Origin of the sequence: Burkholderia sp. S-53, from assembly GCF_025560745.1 — a bacterium.
Lineage (GTDB): Bacteria > Pseudomonadota > Gammaproteobacteria > Burkholderiales > Burkholderiaceae > Burkholderia > Burkholderia pyrrocinia.
In genome coordinates this window covers 3035987-3056076 of record NZ_CP090484.1, presented here as the reverse complement: position 1 = coordinate 3056076, position 20090 = coordinate 3035987, and the positions used below count along the sequence as shown (strand labels likewise).

The window sequence follows — 20090 nt, the reverse complement described above, 5'->3', positions numbered from 1 at the left end:
TCTCATGCTTCGCAGTCGGCCGAAGCCGGCGCTCGCGCACCGCCCCGGCCCGTGCCGTCAATCCTCTTCCCGCGAGACATCCGGCCACAGCAGCGGGTTCGGCGAACTGCGCTGGTATCCGGCCTCGTTCATCAGCAGGTCGAGCGTGAGACTCGCGAGATCGTCCGCCAGCGGCTCGAACTCGTAGTCCTTCTCCTGATAGCCGATCTTGCGATAAGTCTTGCACTCGTCGCACGATTCGGCCTTGACGGCTTCGCTGCCGCCTTCGATCCCGTGGTATGCGATGCCCTTCGTCGAATCGCAGTGCGAGCACTTGGTGCGCACCATGTGCCACTCGGTCGTGCACAACCCGCATTGCAGGAAACGGTAGCCCTGGAACTGGCCGCCGACCCGCACGACGCTCGCGACCGGATGCGTGCCGCACACCGGGCACAGCCCCGGCTGGTCGAGATACGGGACGTCGGCCGGCGTCACGCGGCTGGCGAGATCGGTCCACACGACCTGCAGCGCGGCCATCACGAACGGCGCGGTGGCCGGGTCGACCTCGGCGAAGCGCATCGCGAGGATCGCGTCGGCCTGCGCATCGAGTTCGGCGGGCGCCATCAGGCGCAGCCGGTCGAGCAGTTTCGCGAGCGACGGATTGACGAGCCCGGCGCCTTCGACGCGGTCGAGCAGTTCGTACAGCACGGCGCGCCAGCGCGAATCGCGCTCGCCGTCGAGCGCCGACACGAGTGGCATCGAATGCTGCTGTGCGCGCGCGATCGCTTCCTGCGACGGCAGCGGCAGCTCCAGCGTCTGCAGCGTCGCGTGCTGCGCGTCGGCGACGGTGGCCATCAGCCGCAGGTAGCCGCTGATCGGGTTCAGGTCGGCAAGCTTGCGCAGCCGCGCGGCGCGCGCCGAGAACGCGGTGGCGCGCTCCGGCAGGCGAAAGCGCGGAATGGCCGAATGATCGAGTGCCGAGATCTCGGTCGGTTCGAGAATGCGTTGTGTCACAAATATGTCTTCCAAGGGGTCTGTTTGCGCATGGAACGCGCATGCGTTGCCACGAGAACGGCCGCTCGCGAGGCGCGCGACGCTGCGAATACTGACGTATTCGCAAGGAGCGCAACGCGGCGAGCGGCCGTTCTCGTGGCAACCCCAAATATTAAAAAATACATGCCACGGGAATGCCCGAAATCGCCCCCATGGCGGCGTCGCTCGTCGCTTGTTTGGCACGGCCAAACGGCGCTCCTCACTTCTTGCCCTGCGAGCGATTTCGGGCATTCGCATGCGCGTTCCATGCGCAAACAGACCCCAAACAAGCGCCGACTGGTCGGCGCTTCAGGCGGTTCCGACGGCTGACGGAGCGGGCCCGCCGCGATCGGCGAACCGCCCCGCTCCGGTGCGTTATTTCACGCTTTCACGGAACCACTTCGGGTGATGCTTGCGGGCCCATCCCAGCGTGACGGTGCCACGCACCATCGCGCCGATCGAGCCCTTCACCCACAACGCCGCGTAAATGTGCACGATGATGCTCGCGATCAGCACGAAGGCCGCCACGGCATGCACGACAGCGGCCGCGCGGATCACCCCGATCGGGAAGTAGAACGAGAAGTAGCGCCGCCAGATCACGATCCCCGACAGCAGGAGCAACAGCAGGCACGCCACCAACGTAAAGAATAGCAGCTTCTGCCCGGCGTTATAGCGGCCGACGGGCGGCAGCTTGTCCTCCTGGTTGGTCAGCACGTCGCCGATCTGTTTCAGCCACTGCCGGTCATCCGCGTCAAGCGCGTTGTGGTGCCAGAAGCGCACGACCAGGATCGCGAACGACACGAACATCACGAGGCCGACGAACGGATGCAGGATCCGCGTCCACTGGCCGCCGCCGAACAGCGCGGTCAGCCAGAACATCGACGGATGAAACAGCGCGAGCCCGGACAGCGCGAGCAGCACGAACGTGATCGCGGTGATCCAGTGGTTCGTGCGCTCGTTCGCCGAGTAGCGGACGATCAGGTTGGGGTCGTCGTGCTTCATTTCGCGTCCTCCTTGATGCGTCGCGCCTCGTCGCGCGCGGCCGATTCTTCTGCGTCGCTCACCTCGTTCGGACCGACCCGGACGTAGTGGAAGAACCCGGCGAGCGCCGTCAGCGCGATGCCGGCGACCGCAAGCGGCTTCGCGATGCCCTTCCACAGCTTCACCATCGGGCTGATCGACGGGTTGTCGGGCAGCCCGTGGTACAGCGACGGTTTATCGGCGTGGTGCAGCACGTACATCACGTGCGTGCCGCCGACGCCCTGCGGATCGTACAGCCCCGCATGCTCGAAGCCGCGCTCCTTCAGGTCCTCGATCCGCTCGGCCGCGTGCTGCTTCATGTCCTCCTTGGTGCCGAACACGATCGCGCCCGTCGGGCAGGTCTTCACGCAGGCCGGTTCCTGGCCGACCGCGACGCGGTCGGAACAGAGCGTGCACTTGTACGCGCGATGATCCTTCTTCGAGATCCGCGGAACGTTGAACGGGCAGCCGGTCACGCAATAGCCGCAACCGATGCAGTTCTCCTCGTGGAAATCGACGATCCCGTTGTTGTACTGCACGATCGCGCCCGGCGACGGACACGCCTTCAGGCAGCCCGGATCCTCGCAGTGCATGCAGCCGTCCTTGCGGATCAGCCATTCGAGGTCGCCGGCCGGGTTCTCGTATTCGGAGAACCGCATCACCGTCCACGAGTGCTCCGACAGGTCGGCCGGGTTGTCGTACACGCCGACGTTGGTGCCGACCTCGTCGCGCAGGTCGTTCCACTCCATGCACGCCGTCTGGCATGCCTTGCAGCCGATGCACTTCGATACGTCGATCAGCTTCGCGACGCTCCCGGTCACCGGTTCGCGCACCGTGGGCGGTGGCGTCGTGGTGGCCGAGACGCGCTTGATATCCAGCGATTGCAATGCCATCTCGTTCCCCTTACGCCTTTTCGACCTTCACCAGGAACGACTTGAATTCCGGTGTGTACGAGTTGCCGTCACCCACGGACGGAGTCAGGGTATTGGCGAGATAGCCGGGCTTCGTCAGACCTTTGAAGCCCCAGTGCAACGGGACGCCGACCGTCTGGACCTTCTTGCCGTCGACCGTCAGCGGCTTGATCCGCTTCGTGACGAGTGCGACCGCGACGATGTAGCCGCGCTTGGACGACACCTTCACGCGTTCGCCATGCGCGACGCCGACTTCCTTCGCGAGGTCTTCGCCGATCTCGACGAATTGCTCGGGCTGGATGATCGAGTTCAGCCGCGCATGCTTGGTCCAGTAGTGGAAGTGCTCGGTCAGCCGGTAAGTCGTCGCGACGTGCGGGAACTCCGACACCTTGCCGAACGACGCGCGGTCGTCCGGGAACACGCGGGCGGCCGGGTTGTTCAGCGCCTGCGGGTTGTTCGGGTGCAGCGGGTTCGCGGCGAGCGGCGTCTCGAACGGCTCGTAGTGCTCGGGGAACGGACCTTCGTTCATCCCCGCGCGGGCGAAGAAGCGCGCGACGCCCTCCGGGTTCATGATGAACGGCCCCATCCCGTTCTCGGGCGGTTCGTCCGCCTTGAAGTCCGGGATATCGGGGCCCGCCCACGCCTTGCCGTTCCAGCCGATCAGCTTGCGGGTCGGGTCGAACGGCTTGCCGTTCAGGTCGCACGATGCGCGGTTGTACAGGATCCGCCGGTTCGCCGGCCACGCCCACGCCCAGTTCAGCGTCTGGCCGATGCCGGTCGGATCCGCGTTGTCGCGCCGCCCCATCTGGTTGCCGGCCTGCGTCCATGCGCCGCAGAAGATCCAGCAGCCGCTCGCGGTCGTGCCGTCGTCCTTCAGTTGCGCGAACGCGGCGAGCTGCTCGCCCTTCTTCACGAGCGTCTTGGCCGGATCCTTCGGGTCGGGCAGATCGGCGAGCGCACGGCCGTTGTACTCCATCGCGAGCTCTTCGGGCGTCGGGCTTTCCGGGTTCGCGTACGGCCAGGTCAGGTTCACGATCGGGTCCGGATACTTGCCGCCGTCCGCCTGATACATCTTGCGCATGCGCAGGAACAGCCCCGACATGATCTCGAGATCGCTCTTCGCGTCGCCCGGCGGCTCCGCGCCCTTCCAGTGCCATTGCAGCACGCGGCTCGAACTCACGAGCGAGCCGTTTTCCTCCGCAAAGCACGTGGTCGGCAGACGGAACACCTCGGTCTGGATCTTCGACGCATCGACGTCGTTGTAGTCGCCGTGATGCTTCCAGAACTCGGACGTCTCGGTCGCGAGCGGATCCATGATCACGAGCCACTTCAGCTTCGCGAGCCCCGCGGCCGTCTTTACCTTCGACGGCGCCGCCGCGAGCGGGTTGAAGCCCTGGCAGATGTAGCCGTTCATCTTGCCGGCACTCATCAGCTCGATCACCTGCAGCAGGTCGTACTGCTTGTCCAGCTTCGGCAGGTAGTCGTAGCCCCAGTTGTTCTCGGCGGTCGCCGCATCGCCCCACCACGACTTCATGAAGCTGACGTGGAAGGCCTTGTAGTTCTTCCAGTAGCTCAACTGGTTCGGCCGCAGCGGCAGCTGCGTGCGCTTCTTGATGTAGCCGTCGAAATCCTGCTCGGACTGCATCGGCAGCGTCATGTAGCCCGGCAGCAGGTTCGACATCAGCCCGAGGTCGGTCAACCCCTGGATGTTCGAGTGGCCGCGCAGCGCGTTCATCCCGCCGCCGGCGATGCCGATGTTGCCGAGCAGCAGTTGCACCATCGCGCCGGTGCGGATCATCTGCGCGCCGATCGAGTGGTGCGTCCAGCCGAGCGCATACAGGATCGTGCCGGCGCGGCCGGGCACGGCCGTCGTCGCGAGCATCTCGCACACCTTCAGGAACTTGTCCTTCGGCGTGCCGCAGGTCTGCTGGACCATGTCCGGCGTATAGCGCGCGTAGTGCTGCTTCAGCAGGTTGTACACGCAGCGCGGATGCTGCAGCGTCGGGTCGACCTTCGCGAAACCGTCGTCGCCGCGCTCGTAGTCCCAGCTCGATTTGTCCGGATACGCGTGCTTTTCCGCGTCGTAGCCGGAATAGATGCCGTCGTCGAACGCGAAATCCTCGCGCACGATGAACGTGAAGTCCGTGTAGTTCTTCACATACTCATGCTGGATCTTGTCGTTCGTCAGCAGGTAGTTGATGACGCCGCCCAGGAAGACGATGTCGGTGCCGGTGCGGATCGGCGCGTAGTAGTCGGCCACCGAGGCCGTACGCGTAAAGCGCGGGTCGACGACGATCAGCCGCGCCTTGCGGTGCGCCTTCGCCTCCGTTACCCACTTGAAACCGCACGGATGGGCCTCGGCTGCATTGCCGCCCATCACGAGAATCACGTCCGCGTTCTTGATGTCGACCCAATGGTTCGTCATCGCTCCACGGCCAAACGTCGGGGCAAGACCTGCCACCGTCGGGCCATGTCAGACACGCGCCTGATTGTCGAATGCGAGCATTCCCAGACTGCGGACAGCCTTGTGCGTCAGGTAGCCGACTTCGTTGCTGCCGGCCGATGCGGCCAGCATGCCGGTCGTGAGCCAGCGGTTGACCTTCGCGCCGTCTTCCGCCGTCTCGACGAAGTTCGCGTCGCGGTCGGCCTTCATCAGCTTCGCGATCCGGTCGAGCGCGTCATTCCACGAGATCGGCTCCCACTTGTCCGAGCCGGGCGCCCGATATTCGGGATGCGTCAGGCGATTCGGGCTGTGGATGAAGTCGATCAGGCTCGCGCCCTTCGGGCACAGCGTGCCGCGATTGACGGGATGGTCGGGATCGCCTTCGATGTGGATGATGCTCGGCTTCGCATTCTTCGCGCCGTCTCCGAGGCTGTACATGAGGATGCCGCAACCCACTGAACAGTAAGGACAGGTGTTGCGCGTTTCGACTGTGCGCGCCAGCTTGTACTGTCGGACTTCGGCCAGCGCTTCGGATGGAGAAAAGCCCATCAGGGCAAGACTCGATCCGGCAAGCGACGTGGCCGTCACCTTCAGGAACTGGCGCCGGGACATTTGTAGCATGGCGGTCTCGACGTTATTGTGGGGGTGAGGAAACTGAAAGGAATTATAGACAGTTCGTGCAACTATGGCCGTATCCTCGGATCAATACGGACTTGTCCGATTAATCGCAATGACGTTTTAAGACTAGTCCAGTCGCCAACCCTGATCGGCGCCCGTGCCGCCACCGACCACGCATGAAACGACAGATCACCAGCGAGGCGACCCGCCTCGCCCAACGACAGGCCAACTGGGCCCTCACCGCGTTCAAACGCTTCTCGTCCGACCGCTGCTCCTCGATGGCCGCGGGCATCGCGTTTTTCTCCGCGTTCTCGCTCGCGCCGACGCTCGTGATGGTGATCGCGGTGGCCGGCTGGTTCTACGGCGACGACGCCGCGCGCGGCCAGGTGTTCGAGCAGGCGCACCAGTTGATCGGCAACGACGCGGCGGCCAGCATCCAGACGATCGTGCAGAACGCGCACCGCGCCGGCGAGCGCGGCGGCCTCGCGACGCTGATCTCGTTCGCCGCGCTCGCGATCGGCGCGTCGGCCACGTTCGCGTCGCTCAGCGCCGCGCTCAGCGTGATCTGGCCGGCTACCGAAAACCGCTGGTCGAGCATGCTCGGGCTCGTGCGCGTGCGGCTGATTTCGTTCGGGCTCGTGCTCGGCGTCGCGTTCCTGTTGATCGTGTCGCTCGTGCTCGACACCGCGATCACGTTCGTCGGCACCTGGCTACTGGGGAATTCGCCGTATGTCGTCGTGACGAACATCGTGCAGTTCTTCGTCGGCATCGCGGTGCTCGCGGCCGCATTCGCCGCGCTGATGAAGTTCCTGCCCGATGCGCGCGTCGCGTGGCGCGACGCCGCGGTCGGCGGCATCGTGTCCGCGATCCTGTTCTCCGGCGGCAAGAAGCTGTTCGCGCTGTACCTCGCGCATGCGGGCACGGCCAGCGCGTTCGGCGCAGCCGGATCGTTCGCGGTCCTGCTGATGTGGCTGTACTTCTCCGCGATCGTGCTGCTGCTCGGCGCGGAATTCGCGGCGGCCCGCGGCAACGCGCATCAGCCCGCCGGCACCGCGACGACCGTCCCCGCTCAAACCGGTCGCATGCGCGGCGACTGATTCACCCACCGCCTCCGCAACGCGGCTGCGCTCCGGCATCGCGCGCGCCGCGAAATTGCCCCTTGCACACCCACCCGACTCCTGGCAACCACGCCGTCCGCCGCGCATTCGCGCGGCGTCGAAGCGCGCTTTGCACGTCGGCACGTTCGTTGCTGCAACGGCAAACGTTTGCAAGCACTCATTTCGCTGCTCCAACCGGCCGAAACAGGGCATCTGCCGCGATGTGCATCACACACCGAAACAATCGCACCGCAGCAACTGTCAACTATTTCAAAAATAGGAACGGTCGTTGATGTGCTTGATATATATAGACTTTTTGATGCTGTTACCTTTTCGAGACACTTTATTTTTTAAGCTTTCTTGCGTCTATGGCACTGAGCTATTCTCCAATCCGCAACAAATAACGATGAATCACTTGCGTGGAGAAACTCAACGATGAAGAAACTCGCTCTCTCGACCCTCTCGCTCGCCCTGCTGGGCGCCGCTGGCGCTGCCCAGGCTCAGTCGAGCGTGACGCTGTACGGCGTGATCGATACGTCGATCGCATTTGTCCATGGCAACAACGGCCAGGCCATCAACTCGTGGCAAATGCTGTCGGGTAACCTGCAAGGTCCGCGCTGGGGCTTGAAGGGTACGGAAGATCTGGGTGGCGGCCTGAAGGCAATCTTCCAGTTGGAAAACGGTTTTGACGTCGGCACGGGCAAGCTCAACCAAGGTGGCCGCATGTTCGGCCGTCAGTCGTACGTCGGTTTGGACCACGCGCAGTACGGTACGCTGACGTTGGGCCGCCAGTACGACCCGACGGTCGACATGGTTCAGGCCGTGACGGGTGACAACTATTTCGGCAGCATCATGGCCACGCCGGGCGACGTCGACAACAACGACAACAGCATCCGCGTCAACAACGCGGTCAAGTATGTGTCGCCGGTCTTCGCGGGCTTCCAGGTCGAAGGCATGTACGCGCTGGGCGGTGTGGCGGGCCATCCGGGCCAAGGCCAGACGTGGAGTGCAGCCGCAGCCTACAACAATGGCCCGATCGGCGTCGCGGCAGGCTTCCTGCGCGTGCAGAACGGCAGCGATCGCACGATCGCCTCGAACGGCACGGGCGGCTGGACGAGCCCGACGGCTACCGGCCTCGACGTCTCGAACAACCCGATCGTCGGCGCATACGCAACGGCGAAGGCGATCAACATCGCGCAAGTTGCCGGCCAGTACGCAATCGGCCCGGTGACGTTCGGCCTCGGCTACAGCAACTCGCAGTACAAGGCGGACGGCCTGTCGGCATTCACGACCACGGAGAAGTTCAACACCGGCCGCGCATTCGTGAACTACCAGGCAACGCCGGCGCTGCTGCTGGGCCTCGGCTACGCATACACGAAGGCGAGCGGCGATACGGACGCGAAGTATCACCAGGTTTCGCTGGGCGCGGACTACTCGCTGTCGAAGCGCACGGACGTCTACCTGATCGGCGGCTACCAGCACGCCAGCGGCACGCAACGCGTCAACGGCACGACGACGCAAACCGCGCAAGCATCGATCGGCTCGTACGGCTACGGCGGTACGAAGTCGCAGGAACTGGTCGCTCTCGGCCTGCGCCACAAGTTCTAAAAACGATGTATCCGGCGTGCATGGCGTCTCCGACGCCTTGCCGCCGAACTGGAAAGCCAGCCCCGGTTTCGGCCGCGGCTGGCTTTTTTTTTCGTCCGTCTCCCGCGTGCCCGCAGCGCCTGCCCGGGCCTGCAAACGAAGCCGGTGCCCGACCGCACGTCGGCGGGCCGGCAGCGGCGCCTGGCGGCTGCAAAGCGTCGCAAACGCCGCTTCCGGATCTCGGGGCAGGTCGCCGTCTTCGATCCGGGCGACTACCATCCACATTGCCCGCACCGCTCACCTGGCGCGGCGCCCATTTCCCCCCGCGTGTCGATTTCGGTGGCCGTCGTCCGTCGTGTCGATGGCGGCACGCGGTTTACGCCCCGGCCAATCCAGACAGGAGATTCGTCATGACGATTCAGAAGATCACGCCTTTTCTCTGGTACTCGACGGAAGCCGAAGAAGCAGCGGCCTTCTATGCAGGCATCTTTCCGGATTCGCGCGTCGTGCGCGTCACGTCGGTATCCGGCACCGACGGCACGCGAATGGTCGAGTTCGAGCTGTTCGGGCAGCCGTTCATCGCGATGAGCCACCCGCGCACGGAGACGTTCAATCACGCGATCTCGCTGCTGGTCAGTTGCGCCGACCAGGCGGAACTCGACCGCTACTGGAGCGCCCTGCTCGACAACGGCGGCACGGCCGACGGCTGCGGCTGGCTCAGAGACCGCTACGGCGTGTCGTGGCAGATCGTTCCGGAAGCGCTCATCCCGATGATGGCCGATCGCGACGCGGTCAAGGCGGCACGCGTGGCCGCGGCGATGATGCAGATGACCAAGTTCGACGACGCCGCGCTGAAGGCTGCCTATGCGGGCACGGCGGGTTGACGAAGCGCGTCGCGCTGCGGATGCGTGACGGCACGCTGGTCAGGCGCGTCGCGAATCGCCGGCACGCGGCCGGATCGGCTGCGTGCGCGTGCGGCAGCTGCGATCATGATCGGCGATGCGCCGGCCATCACGCCGATCCCGTGCACCGTGACATCCGCCGCTACGCCGACAGCATCGATTCGATGGTCCGCCGCGCATGGCCGATGAACGCGGCGAGCGGTTCGCCCGACAGGATCGCCGCGCCCGCTTCGCCACCGAGATAGGTGGCGCGCGCGGCCGCAACAACCGGCCGGTACGCATCGGGCAGGCGCTCCAGCACCCATGCCGCGGCGACGTCCTTGGGCACGATCCTGCCGGTTTCCGCGCTGTACCCGATGCGCGCGAGCGCGAGCACCACGTTGCACTCGTCGCCGAGCCAGTCGGGTTCGCCATTCCACTGTGCAACGGTAGCGAGCAGCGCGGCGACAAAGTCGCGCTCGGGCACCGGCTCGAACAACGCGTTCGCAGGCGCCCCGACCAGCACGACGCTGTGCTGCCGCGCCTTCGTCAGCAGGATCGCCAGATCGTGATCGGCGAGCGCCGGTTCGACGATGCCGGCTTCGAGGTCGCGGCGCAGCCACTCGCCGAACTGCAGTTCGCGCCGCACCGGACGACGCCACGGCACCACGTCGCCGTGCGCGACGACGGTGACTTCCAGCGGGCGCACGCCACCTGCGCAACCGGGCGGCGCCGACGCGGCGAGCAGGTCGAGCATCAGCGCGCGCCGCGTCGTTTCGCCGGGCCGTGCCGCCACCGTCACCAGCAGGTCGATGTCGCTGCGCGGTTTCAAGCCGCCGTCGAGCGACGAGCCGAACAGGTGGATTGCATCCAGCGTCGCACCGAGATGCCGCTCGATCGCGGCACGCGCGGCAGCAACCTGTCCGGCGATGTCGGCCGGGACGCATTCAGTCACGATGCGTAGGCCTCACGATGCACACGCGACGGGCTCAATCTGCGCAGCGGGAGCGACGAGCGCGACGGGCGGCGACGAAACAACCGCCCGCGCGAATGAAGATTCGCCATTCGGCATTGCGCATGCACGACACGCCATTCGCCGCGCGTCGCGCATCGAACCGCACAGCGCCGCCGCTTCGCGTTTTCGCTGCCGCACGCTTTGCGCAGCGCAATAAAAATCCCCGCACGCTTTCGCGTACGGGGATCGCAGGACATCGCAACGGCTGCCGACATGCATCGGCAGCCGTTGCGCGGCATTACGCCGCCGCGTCCTTCAGCTTCTTCAGCGCACGTGCCTTCACGCGCACGCTGGCCGGCTTCGCCGGGAACCAACGCTCTTCGCCCGTGAACGGATCCTTGCCGAAGCGCTTCTTCTTCGCCGGCACGACTTGTGCCGTGATCTTCAGCAGACCCGGCAGCGTGAACTCGCCTGCGCCCTTCTTGTGGACCGAGCCCAGCACGACGTTCTCGAGTGCGGCGAGCACTGCCTTGACCGCCTTCACTTCCACGGCTGCGCGCTCAGCGATGTGCGTTGCGAGCGATGCCTTCGTGAACTTGTCCTTCAGCGGCGTCGGAGCAGCGGGCGCCTTCGCGACGGCGGCCTTCTTGGCCACTACTTTCTTCGCGGGCGCTACTTTCTTAGCAGCCACTTTCTTGGCCGGTGCGGCGGCAGCCTTCTTGGCCACCTTTTTTGCGGAAGTCGCCATGTTTCTCCTACCAGGTGTGGTCGTTCGTTGGATACACGAAGCGTGCAATGCGCGCGCTTCAACGCCGGATTCTACAAGCGCCTTGACGCTTCGTGCAGTACTTTTATGCGTTTTCGCGGGGTTTCCCGCAGGTTTTGTTGCGCGCGACCGACTTCGACGACGCTCGAACGTCGAAAAACCTCGTTACGTATGCGTCCGAACGCGAATTACGTTCGATATTTGCGCACCTATACTGGCCTCGCTCAATGCCCGGATGCCTCCATGCGCGAAGCCAGATACGTCAAAGGACTCGACGGCCTGCGAGCCCTCGCCGTCATCCTCGTTTTCCTGTCCCACAAAGGCCATGTGCTTGCCGTCGACGTCGGCAAGCTTGGCGTGTGGACGTTTTTCCTCATCAGCGGATTCCTGATCGTCGGCGAGCTGCATCGCAACCGCCTGGCGCTCGAGTGCGGCACCATGACGCGCCGCCACGCGCTCGCGCTGTTCCTCGCGAAGCGCGCGCTGCGGATTTTCCCCGTGTACTACCTGCTGCTCGCCGCGCTCGCGATCGCGCACACGCTGTTCTACCAGCGCGGCGTCAACCTCGGGCTCGCGTGGCATGCGGCGTTCCTGTCGAATTACTGGATCGGCGTCGTCAAGGACGGCTGGCCGGGCTCCACGTCGCATTTCTGGAGCCTCGCGGTTGAACAGCAGTTCTATCTGATCGCGCCGCTCGCGCTGCTCGCGGTGCCCGCCGCGCGGCACGTCGCGCTCGGCGTCGCGGCCGTCGCGCTGTGCGCGCTCGCGCATCTCGCGCTCTACCTGTCCGACGCGTCGCCGGTGCTGATCTATGCGTTTTCCCCGTGGAATTTCGCGCTGATCGCGCTCGGCGGCGTCGGCGCGATCGCGCTCGCCGATCACGGCCCGGCCGCCGTGCGCCGCATTCCGCCCGGCTGGCTCGGCGCGGCGGGCGTCGTGTTTTTCCTCGCGCTGCCCGCGTGCACGGCGCTGCCCGACGCGGTCGCGGGGCTCGCGGATCTCGGCCTGTCCGCGTCGCTCGGCGCGCTGATGCTGTGGATCGTCAGCGAACCCGAACATCCCGTCGTGGCGCTGCTCGACTGGGCGCCGCTCGCCTATCTCGGCACGATCAGCTACGGCTTCTACCTGTTCCACAACCTGATTCCGACGCGCTTCGGCATGATGCCCGCGCTCCTCGCGCACGTGCCGATGCCGGAAATCGTCCGCGAAGTGCTGCCCGAGATGCTGCAATTCGCGCTCGCCGTGCTGCTCGCGCACCTGTCCTGGCGTTATCTCGAAAAAAGGCTGCTCGACTTCAAGAAGCCGATCGCCGCGATGCTGGCCCGGCGCTTCGACGCGCGACCGAGCACGTCGGCGCGTTGAGCGTCACGCGGAAGCGGAAGCGGAAGCGGAAGCGGAAGCGGAAGCGGAAGCGGAAGCGGAAGCGGAAGCGGAAGCGGAAAATACCGAACGGGAAATGCGCGGGAAAGCCTCGATACAGGCAGCGTCGAAAAACTGACGCGCCGCGGCGCTGCTTCATCACCCCACCCCGGCGAAACCGGCGCCCGTACGAACGTCGACATGCACCGCGCAACGACGCCGCCGGAGCGCCCACCCGGGCGAGCGCGTCGGCACCGGTTTCAGGCGTGACGCCGGACCGCGCCCGAGCGCCCCGCTCCACACTCGGCACGCGCTTCCATTCGACCAGAACAACCCGACAACCCAGCCGCACGCACCACGATCGCGCACCGGCCAATGCAAAAAAGCCCCGGCGCCTGAGCGGCCGGGGCCAACGGAACAACCACCACCTGAAACAACGAAGCGCGCGACTTCTTACGCGACAGCAGCCAGCGCGGGCAAGCAGGTACGCAGGTATGCCTCGAATTCGCGGCTCACTTCCGGATGCTGGAGCGCGAGCTCGACGGTTGCCTTGAGATAACCGATCTTGCTGCCGCAGTCGAAACGCGTGCCGTAGTAGCGGTACGCGAGCACCTGCTCGTTCGCGAGCAGCGTCTGGACCGCGTCGGTCAACTGCAGTTCGCCGCCTGCGCCCGGCTTGAGCTTGCGCAGGTGATCGAAGATCGTCGGCATGAACACGTAACGGCCGACCACGCCGAGATTCGACGGCGCATCCTCGGGCGCGGGCTTCTCGATGATGCCCGACAGCTTGATGATGTCCTCTTCCCATTCGCGGCCTTCGACGACACCGTACGAGCGGCTGTCCTCGCGCGGGATCGTCTCGACCCCGATCACCGAGCTGTGATAGTGGTCGAACACGTCGACGAGCTGCTTGAGCACCGGCTGCTCGCCGTGCAGCAGGTCGTCGGCGAGAATCACCGCGAACGGCTCGCCGTGCACGAGCTTTTCCGCGCACAACACCGCATGGCCGAGGCCGAGCGCTTCCGGCTGGCGCACGTAGAAGCAGTTGACGTTGCTCGGCTTGATGCCGCGCACGAGTTCGAGCAGCTTTTCCTTGCCGCGCGCCTCGAGTTCGGCCTCGATCTCGTACGACTTGTCGAAGTGATCCTCGATCGCGCGCTTGCTGCGCCCGGTGACGAAGATCATCTCGGTGATACCGGCGTTGATCGCTTCCTCGACCGCGTACTGAATCAGTGGCTTGTCGACGACGGGCAACATTTCCTTCGGGCTCGCCTTCGTTGCCGGGAGGAACCGCGTGCCGAGACCGGCAACGGGGAACACGGCCTTGGTGACTTTCAACATGTTCGCATCCTGATTGCGTTGACTGCGCCGCGTCGACCTGCGACCCGGCGCGATTGTGTTCCGAACGGCATATCGAGAATCGACGGCACTGCCAATTCCACTCCGCTCATTTTCGATATGGACTGAATGCCCAATGATTCCGAAAAAAATATAATCCCTTCAATCCGGTCGATCTTGCCGAACCGAGTGCCGAGGCAGCAACAAATTACCGATTTTCCGGATACAAATTCTTACGATTCGAATTCCTCGATATAGGGCACGCCGCCCCGTTCGAGGCCCGGGCGAATCGGCTCGTTCTTCAGCGCCTCACGGTACGCCGACAGCACGGCCATGACCAGCAGTACTGCCGCGCTCGCGATCCAATGCATGTCCATCTTGCCGCTCCTTGCATCAATCAACTGGAGCTTCAAACTATCAGAAAAAAATCGGTAAATAATTGACGCGCCCGCGGAACCGCTTTCAGAACCCCGATAAAACCATCATGCGGAATTCCGTTATTTCCGGGCGAGATTTTTTTATTCATTGATCGAATTCTTGCGCATTACGATGACACTTCCCGTTGGTCCGTCTTCCACTTCATCCGTCGCAAGGAATCGAATCGCATGCAAGCTTTCAGCGGATCGTCTCTGACCGCGCCGCCCGTCGCCGATCACAAGGAACACGTCATCGACGCAATGCGCGGCTTCGCGGCGCTGCTCGTCGCGTATTTCCACTGCCGCCAGGTCGTCTGGGTCGGCATGCAGACCTTCCATCACGCTTACGGTCGCGCGCTCGACCCGAGCGTGATCGTCGGCTACCTGACCTTCCCGTTCGCGTGGGGCTCCGCCGGCGTGCCGATCTTCTTCGTGATCAGCGGCTATTGCATCCACCGCAACGCCGCGCTCAAGCTCGCGGCCGATCCCGCCTACCGGCTCGACGCGCCCAACTTCTGGGCACGCCGGTTCGCGCGCATCTACCCGGTGCTGCTCGCCGCGCTGCTGTTCACGCTCGCGCTCGACGCGGTCAGCCTGCAGATCGAGCCCGTCAGCCACAAGATCCGCGATGTCGGCATCACGGCGTTCCTCGTGAACCTGTTCTCGCTGCAGGGCGTCGCAGGCTACACGTACGGGTCGAACGGCGCGCTGTGGACGCTGTCGCTCGAAGTGCAGTTCTACGCGATCTACCCGCTGCTGTTCGCGCTGCGCCGGCGCATCGGCATGCCGGCCGTCGTGGCTGCGGTCGCGCTCGTCAACGTCGCGTCGGCGTGGCTGCTCGAACGACACGACCTGCAGTTCTTCACGTCGTACTGGCTGTCCTGGACGATCGGCGCATGGATCGCCGACGTGCGCGCGCAGCAGGCGCGCGGCGCGGCCGCCGTGCCGTCGCGCGCGTGGTACGGCGCGGCCGCCGTGCTGCTCGCCGCCGGCTGCGGCGCGTTCCATTACGGCCAGTACGGCGCGTTCCAGCTGTGGTCGGCAGGTTTCGCGTGCTTCCTGTACCGCGCGCTCGCGCGTCCGCCGCGCCCGACGCCGCCGCTGCGCGTGCTCGGCTGGTTCGGCGACTTCAGCTACTCGCTGTACCTGATCCACCTGCCGCTGTTCGTCTGCCTCGGCTCGGTGCTGTTCCACTCCGAACTGCAACTGTCGATCTGGCCGTCGATCGCGTTCATGGCCGCCGCGATCCCGGTCGCGTACCTGTTCTACCGGATGTTCGAGCGGCCGGCGATGATGTGGTCGGCCAGCTTCAAGCCGTCGCGCCCTGCGCGCGTCGTCACGCCGGAGCCCGAGCGGGCCGCCTGATCCGGCCGGACCGGTTCCTGAGCCCCCGTACGGCGTCTCGCTGTGCGGGGGCTTTTTCGTGCCGAAGCGCGACTGCATGGCCGGTCGGGCGGATACGCGACCAACCCCGTCTGCCGGCGCGCGTGACGGCCACCTGTCCGGTCGTCATGCACCTGCCCTGGGCCCACCCCTATCGGATGCGTCCCGGCGTCGCCTGGCCGCCTTGCAGCCCCGTCAGCCGCGCAATCCCGATCGAACCGGCAACCGGTCGATCCCGCGCCCGACACGGCACGCAACCGCCCACCCGCCACTCGCCCGACCCAACCACGCCCGCTTAAAGACGAAGCCCCCACGCAGCGCAACGCCGCATGAGGGCCCATTTCCCGCCGGCTGGCGCCGCCGGCTACGACGGCTTCTTCGCCTTCGCGGCCTTCGCCGTATCCGCGAGGATCTTCTCGACCCGCTCCACGTAGGTCTCGGTGCCGAACCGGCGCACCGCCGTCGCCCGCCCGCTCGCGACGAGCCGCTCGCGCAGCGCGCCGTCGCGCTTCAGCGTATCCAGCGCGTTGGCCAGCGCGGTCGCATCGCCCGGCTCGCAGAGCAGCCCGTTGTCGCCGTCCTCGATGATCTCGACGACGCCGCCCGCGCGGGCCGCGACGACCGGCCGGCGCGCGAGCATCCCTTCGACGATCACGCGCCCGAACGGCTCCGGCGTGATCGACGTGTGCGCGACGACGTCGACCGCCGTCATGCACGCGGCCACGTCGCGCTGGAACCCGAGGAAATGCACGCGCTCGTCCATCCCGTGCCGCGCGACGTATTCGTGCAGTTGCGCCGCGTATTCGTCCTCGCCGAACAGCGGCGCGCCGACCAGCACCACGTGCATGTCGGGATGCCGCGCGGCAGCTTCCAGCAGCACGTGCTGCCCCTTCCAGCGCGCGAGACGGCTGAACGAGCCGACGAGCCACGCATCCTGCGGCAACCCGAGGCGCGCGCGCAGCGCGGCCTGGCTGACGCCTTCCAGCGCATCGAACGGCTCGGCCGAAATACCGTTGAACACGACGTCGACGTGCTGCGGCGTGAAGCCCGTCAGCGTGCGGAACGCCTGCGCGGACGCGTCGGAGTTCGCGATCACGCGCGTGACGCCGAGCCGCGCGCAGTACTTGATCGCCAGCAACTGCTTGCTGCCGAAATGGTCGGTGCTGACGATGTCGCGCAGATGCCAGACCACCGGCTTGCGCGCGAGCCGCCCGGCGAGCGCGGCAACCACCATCGCGCGCTGCGTGTTCGCGTAGATCACCTCGGCACGGCGCGCGCGCCGTGCGACGTCGCGCACGAGCCGCACGAGCTGTTTCAATGCGCCGACCGACACGCCGCCCTGCTTGCGCACGCCCGCGAGCGCGCCCTGGTCGACCACGTCGACGCGTGCGCCGATCTCGTCGAGCGCCGCGCGGAACGGGCCGTCGTCGAACAGCAGCACGTCGGCGTTTGCGCGCATGTGCTTCATGATCTCGAGCAGCGACAGCTCGGCGCCGCCGAGCACCCCGCTCTGGTCGAGCACGAGCGTCGCCGGGCCGCGCGCGGCCGGCATCGGCGCGACGGCCGCGCCGCGCTGCGCGGTCGAGCCGGGCAGCGCGGCCTCGACATAGTCGAGAAAGCGCCGCCGGAACGTGTCGGCGGAAAACCGCTCCGCGTTCGCGCGGCATGCGTTCGGCGTGAAGCGCTGCGGCGCGCGCTCGAAATCGTCGACGGCCGCGACGATCGCGTGCGGCGTCTGCTCGTCGAAGAACAATCCGGTCGGGTTCGCGTTCGATTGCGGGTCGAGCACGGTTTCGAGCGCACCGCCCTTGCCGTACGCGATCACCGGCGTGCCGCAGGCCTGCGCCTCGACGACCGAGATCCCGAAATCCTCCTCGGCCGCGAACACGAACGCCTTCGCGCGGCGCATCCGGTCGTGCAGCACCGCGAACGGCTGGTAGCCCATGATCTCGACGTTCGGGCCGGCCTTCGCGCGGATCTTCTGCATCTCGGGGCCGTCGCCGATCACGACCAGCTTGCGCTCGGGCGTCTTCGAGAACGCCTCGACGATCAGGTCGATCTTCTTGTACGGCACCATCCGCGACGCGGTCAGGTAGAAATCGTCCTTGACCGCGTTCAGCGAGAAACCGTCGACGTCGACCGGCGGGAAGATCACCGCCGCGTCGCGGTGGTAGACCTTCTTGATGCGTCGCGCGATGAACGCGGAGTTCGCGACGAAGCCGTCCACCGCGTTCGCGGTGCGCGTGTCCCAGTTGCGGATGTAGTGCAGGATCATCCGCGCGAGCAGCGATTTCGGCCCGTGCGTGAGGTTCGACTGCTCCAGGTACTGGTGCTGCAGGTCCCACGCATAACGGATCGGCGAATGCACGTAGCTGATGTGCACCTGGTCCGGCCCGGTCAGCACGCCCTTCGCGACCGCGTGGCTGCTCGAGATCACGAGGTCGTACTCGGACACGTCGAGCTGCTCGATCGCGAGCGGCATCAGCGGCAGGTAGCTGCGGTACTTGGTGCGCGCGAACGGCAGTTTCTGGATGAACGACGTCGTCACCGGCTTGCCGCGCACGAACGCGCGGTCGTCGAGGAAATCGACGAGGCTGAACAAGTCTGCGTCGGGAAAGCACGCGACGATCTGTTCGAGTACGCGCTCGGCGCCCGCATAGGTAACGAGCCAGTCGTGGACAATCGCCACGCGCAGCGCGCGCGCCGGCTGGCGCGCACTGGCCCGCTCGGCCGGCATGGACCGGCGCAGCGCGGCGGCATCGCCCGCTTCGGCCACGGCCGCATCGGCGGTGGCGAGGTTCAGGATGGCGTGTTCCGCCAGATCGCGATTCATATCGTTTTCCTCGCATTGAGACGGACAAACAGGTCGCGCACGAGCGCGCGCAGCCCCGGCGTCATCGTGAGCGACCACGCGACGTTCAGCACCAGCACGATCGCGCACATGCCGATCGATTCGCCGAGCCCCGGCCACGCCTGCGCGAGAAACAGGCTCGCGAGCAGGAAAGTCAGGTGCGCCAGCATGTCGAGCACGATCGCGCGCATCCGGATCGCCGACAGGTACAGCAGCACGCCGTAGTCGACGAACGCGCGCGCCGCGACGACCACCGCCGCACCGACCAGCCCGAAGTGATGAATGCCGAACCACAGGCCGCCGACGAAGAACGGCATCTGGACGAGCCCGGCGAACGCCGCGCGGGCCGGGTTGACCTGCGACTGGATCAGGATGCGCGTCACGCTCGCCTGGCCGACGAGCCACACGCTGATCACCAGCACGCGGCCGACCGGCGCCGAGTGCGCGGCGAGATCGGCGCCGACCCACAGCGTGAGGAACGGTGCGAGCGCGAAGATCGCGACGATGCCGACCGGCGTGAACACACCGTTCAGGAATTCGAGCGACTGGCGCGCGAGCGTGTCGGCGTGATCGCGGCCGACCGCCGACAGGCGCGGGAACAGCGTGCGCACGAGCGCGTTCGGCAGCATGTTCAGGCGCGTGACGAGGTTCTGCGGCACCGTGTAGTAGGTGACGAACTTCGCGCCCATGCCGGCGCCGAGCATCACGCGATCGAGCGTGTCCGCGATCATGCTCGTCGTGCTCGCGATCAGCATCCAGCCGCCGAAGTTGAACAGCCCTTTCGCGGTGCCCCACTGCGGCGGATCGATGCGCCGGATCCCGAGCACCTTGATGCTGGCGTGGCCGAGCATCACCGCCGCGACCAGGCGCGCGACGACTGCGGCGGCGAGCACGGTCTGCAGGTTCGGCGCAATCCACCACGCGGCGCCGAGCGGCAGCAACTGGAACAGGAACGTGCCGATCGTCTGGTTCGTGTTGAACACGCCGAACCGCTCGGCGCCGTTGATCGCGCCGGCGAACACCCACGACACGTTCGCCAGCGGAATCGCGAGCGCGAGCCACGGCAGCGCGAGATACACCTCGTGCTGCATCGCGGCCGACACCTTCGTGAAATACGCGGTGTAGACGAACGCGCCGAAATAGATCAGCAGCCCGCCGACGATGCCGGTGCCGAGATTCAGCCAGAACGCGCTCCAGAACACGCGTGCGCTTTCGTCGTCGTTGCCGCTCGCGAGCGCCTTCGAGATGTGGTTCTGCGCGGCCATGCTCATCCCGAGATCGAGGATCCCGAAATAGCCGATCAGCGTCCACACGAGGCTGACGACGCCGTAGCGCTCGACGCCAAGCGCGTGGATATATGCGGGCACCGTCACCAGCGACACGAAGGTCGGCAGGATCAGCCCGATGAAATTGATCGATACGTTCTTGAGTATGCCTTTGTCCATGCTTAAGCC

The 20090-nt window shown here is 65.9% G+C and carries 15 protein-coding genes; 5 read left to right on the top strand and 10 right to left on the bottom strand.

Annotated features, from left to right (window positions below):
* Positions 1-57: 57 nt before the first annotated feature.
* The 4 genes from fdhE to fdnG all read right to left on the bottom strand — a co-directional run bounded on the left by fdhE (position 58) and on the right by fdnG (position 6006).
* Positions 58-993, bottom strand: coding sequence for a formate dehydrogenase accessory protein FdhE (gene fdhE / locus LXM88_RS35760; protein ID WP_262544180.1), 936 nt, complete (start codon positions 991-993; stop codon positions 58-60).
* Between the two features lie 393 nt (positions 994-1386).
* Positions 1387-2013, bottom strand: a complete 627-nt coding sequence (locus LXM88_RS35755) for a formate dehydrogenase subunit gamma (RefSeq protein WP_059599523.1) — start codon at positions 2011-2013, stop codon at positions 1387-1389.
* Positions 2010-2924 carry a formate dehydrogenase subunit beta gene (fdxH, locus tag LXM88_RS35750; protein WP_262544179.1) on the bottom strand — a complete coding sequence of 305 codons (915 nt, stop codon included), beginning with the start codon at positions 2922-2924 and terminating at the stop codon, positions 2010-2012. Before fdxH ends, LXM88_RS35755 begins: the two co-directional genes overlap by 4 nt.
* Before the next feature lie 10 nt (positions 2925-2934).
* Positions 2935-6006, bottom strand: coding sequence for a formate dehydrogenase-N subunit alpha (fdnG, locus tag LXM88_RS35745; protein ID WP_262544178.1), 3072 nt, complete (start codon positions 6004-6006; stop codon positions 2935-2937).
* 173 nt (positions 6007-6179) lie between these two features.
* Here fdnG and LXM88_RS35740 point away from each other — a divergent pair, with 173 nt between their 5' ends.
* The 3 genes from LXM88_RS35740 to LXM88_RS35730 all read left to right on the top strand — a co-directional run bounded on the left by LXM88_RS35740 (position 6180) and on the right by LXM88_RS35730 (position 9571).
* Entirely contained in the window at positions 6180-7100 is a 921-nt protein-coding gene (locus LXM88_RS35740) for a YihY/virulence factor BrkB family protein (protein WP_262544177.1), read from the top strand.
* A gap of 435 nt (positions 7101-7535) precedes the next feature.
* Positions 7536-8708, top strand: coding sequence for a porin (locus LXM88_RS35735; protein WP_262544176.1), 1173 nt, complete (start codon positions 7536-7538; stop codon positions 8706-8708).
* 389 nt (positions 8709-9097) lie between these two features.
* The gene (locus LXM88_RS35730) at positions 9098-9571 is read left to right on the top strand and encodes a VOC family protein (RefSeq protein ID WP_111019926.1); all 474 of its coding nucleotides are present in this window, start codon (positions 9098-9100) and stop codon (positions 9569-9571) included.
* A 160-nt stretch (positions 9572-9731) separates the two neighbouring features.
* On the opposite strand, the gene LXM88_RS35725 is transcribed toward LXM88_RS35730, so the two are convergent.
* Together LXM88_RS35725 and LXM88_RS35720 are read right to left on the bottom strand one after the other, a co-directional pair.
* Positions 9732-10523 carry an AadA family aminoglycoside 3''-O-nucleotidyltransferase gene (locus LXM88_RS35725; protein ID WP_262544175.1) on the bottom strand — a complete coding sequence of 264 codons (792 nt, stop codon included), beginning with the start codon at positions 10521-10523 and terminating at the stop codon, positions 9732-9734.
* 298 nt (positions 10524-10821) lie between these two features.
* On the bottom strand, positions 10822-11271 hold the full coding sequence (locus LXM88_RS35720) for an HU family DNA-binding protein (protein ID WP_069747789.1): 450 nt from the start codon (positions 11269-11271) through the stop codon (positions 10822-10824).
* Positions 11272-11532: 261 nt separating this feature from the next.
* Here LXM88_RS35720 and LXM88_RS35715 point away from each other — a divergent pair, with 261 nt between their 5' ends.
* Entirely contained in the window at positions 11533-12651 is a 1119-nt protein-coding gene (locus tag LXM88_RS35715; protein ID WP_262544174.1) for an acyltransferase family protein, read from the top strand.
* Positions 12652-13101: 450 nt separating this feature from the next.
* Here the strand turns inward: LXM88_RS35715 and galU are convergent, their stop codons facing one another.
* Both galU and LXM88_RS35705 read right to left on the bottom strand, forming a co-directional pair.
* Positions 13102-13989: a UTP--glucose-1-phosphate uridylyltransferase GalU gene (galU, locus tag LXM88_RS35710; protein ID WP_047901323.1), complete on the bottom strand. Its 888-nt coding sequence runs from the start codon at positions 13987-13989 to the stop codon at positions 13102-13104.
* 230 nt (positions 13990-14219) lie between these two features.
* The gene (locus tag LXM88_RS35705) at positions 14220-14363 is read right to left on the bottom strand and encodes a hypothetical protein (RefSeq protein WP_006479318.1); all 144 of its coding nucleotides are present in this window, start codon (positions 14361-14363) and stop codon (positions 14220-14222) included.
* 228 nt (positions 14364-14591) lie between these two features.
* On the opposite strand from LXM88_RS35705, the gene LXM88_RS35700 reads away from it, so the two are divergent.
* Entirely contained in the window at positions 14592-15767 is a 1176-nt protein-coding gene (locus LXM88_RS35700) for an acyltransferase family protein (RefSeq protein ID WP_262544172.1), read from the top strand.
* A 382-nt stretch (positions 15768-16149) separates the two neighbouring features.
* On the opposite strand, the gene LXM88_RS35695 is transcribed toward LXM88_RS35700, so the two are convergent.
* Positions 16150-18618: a glycosyltransferase family 4 protein gene (locus tag LXM88_RS35695; RefSeq protein WP_262544171.1), complete on the bottom strand. Its 2469-nt coding sequence runs from the start codon at positions 18616-18618 to the stop codon at positions 16150-16152.
* Positions 18615-20081, bottom strand: coding sequence for an oligosaccharide flippase family protein (locus LXM88_RS35690; protein ID WP_262544170.1), 1467 nt, complete (start codon positions 20079-20081; stop codon positions 18615-18617). Before LXM88_RS35690 ends, LXM88_RS35695 begins: the two co-directional genes overlap by 4 nt.
* Positions 20082-20090 lie beyond the last annotated feature (9 nt).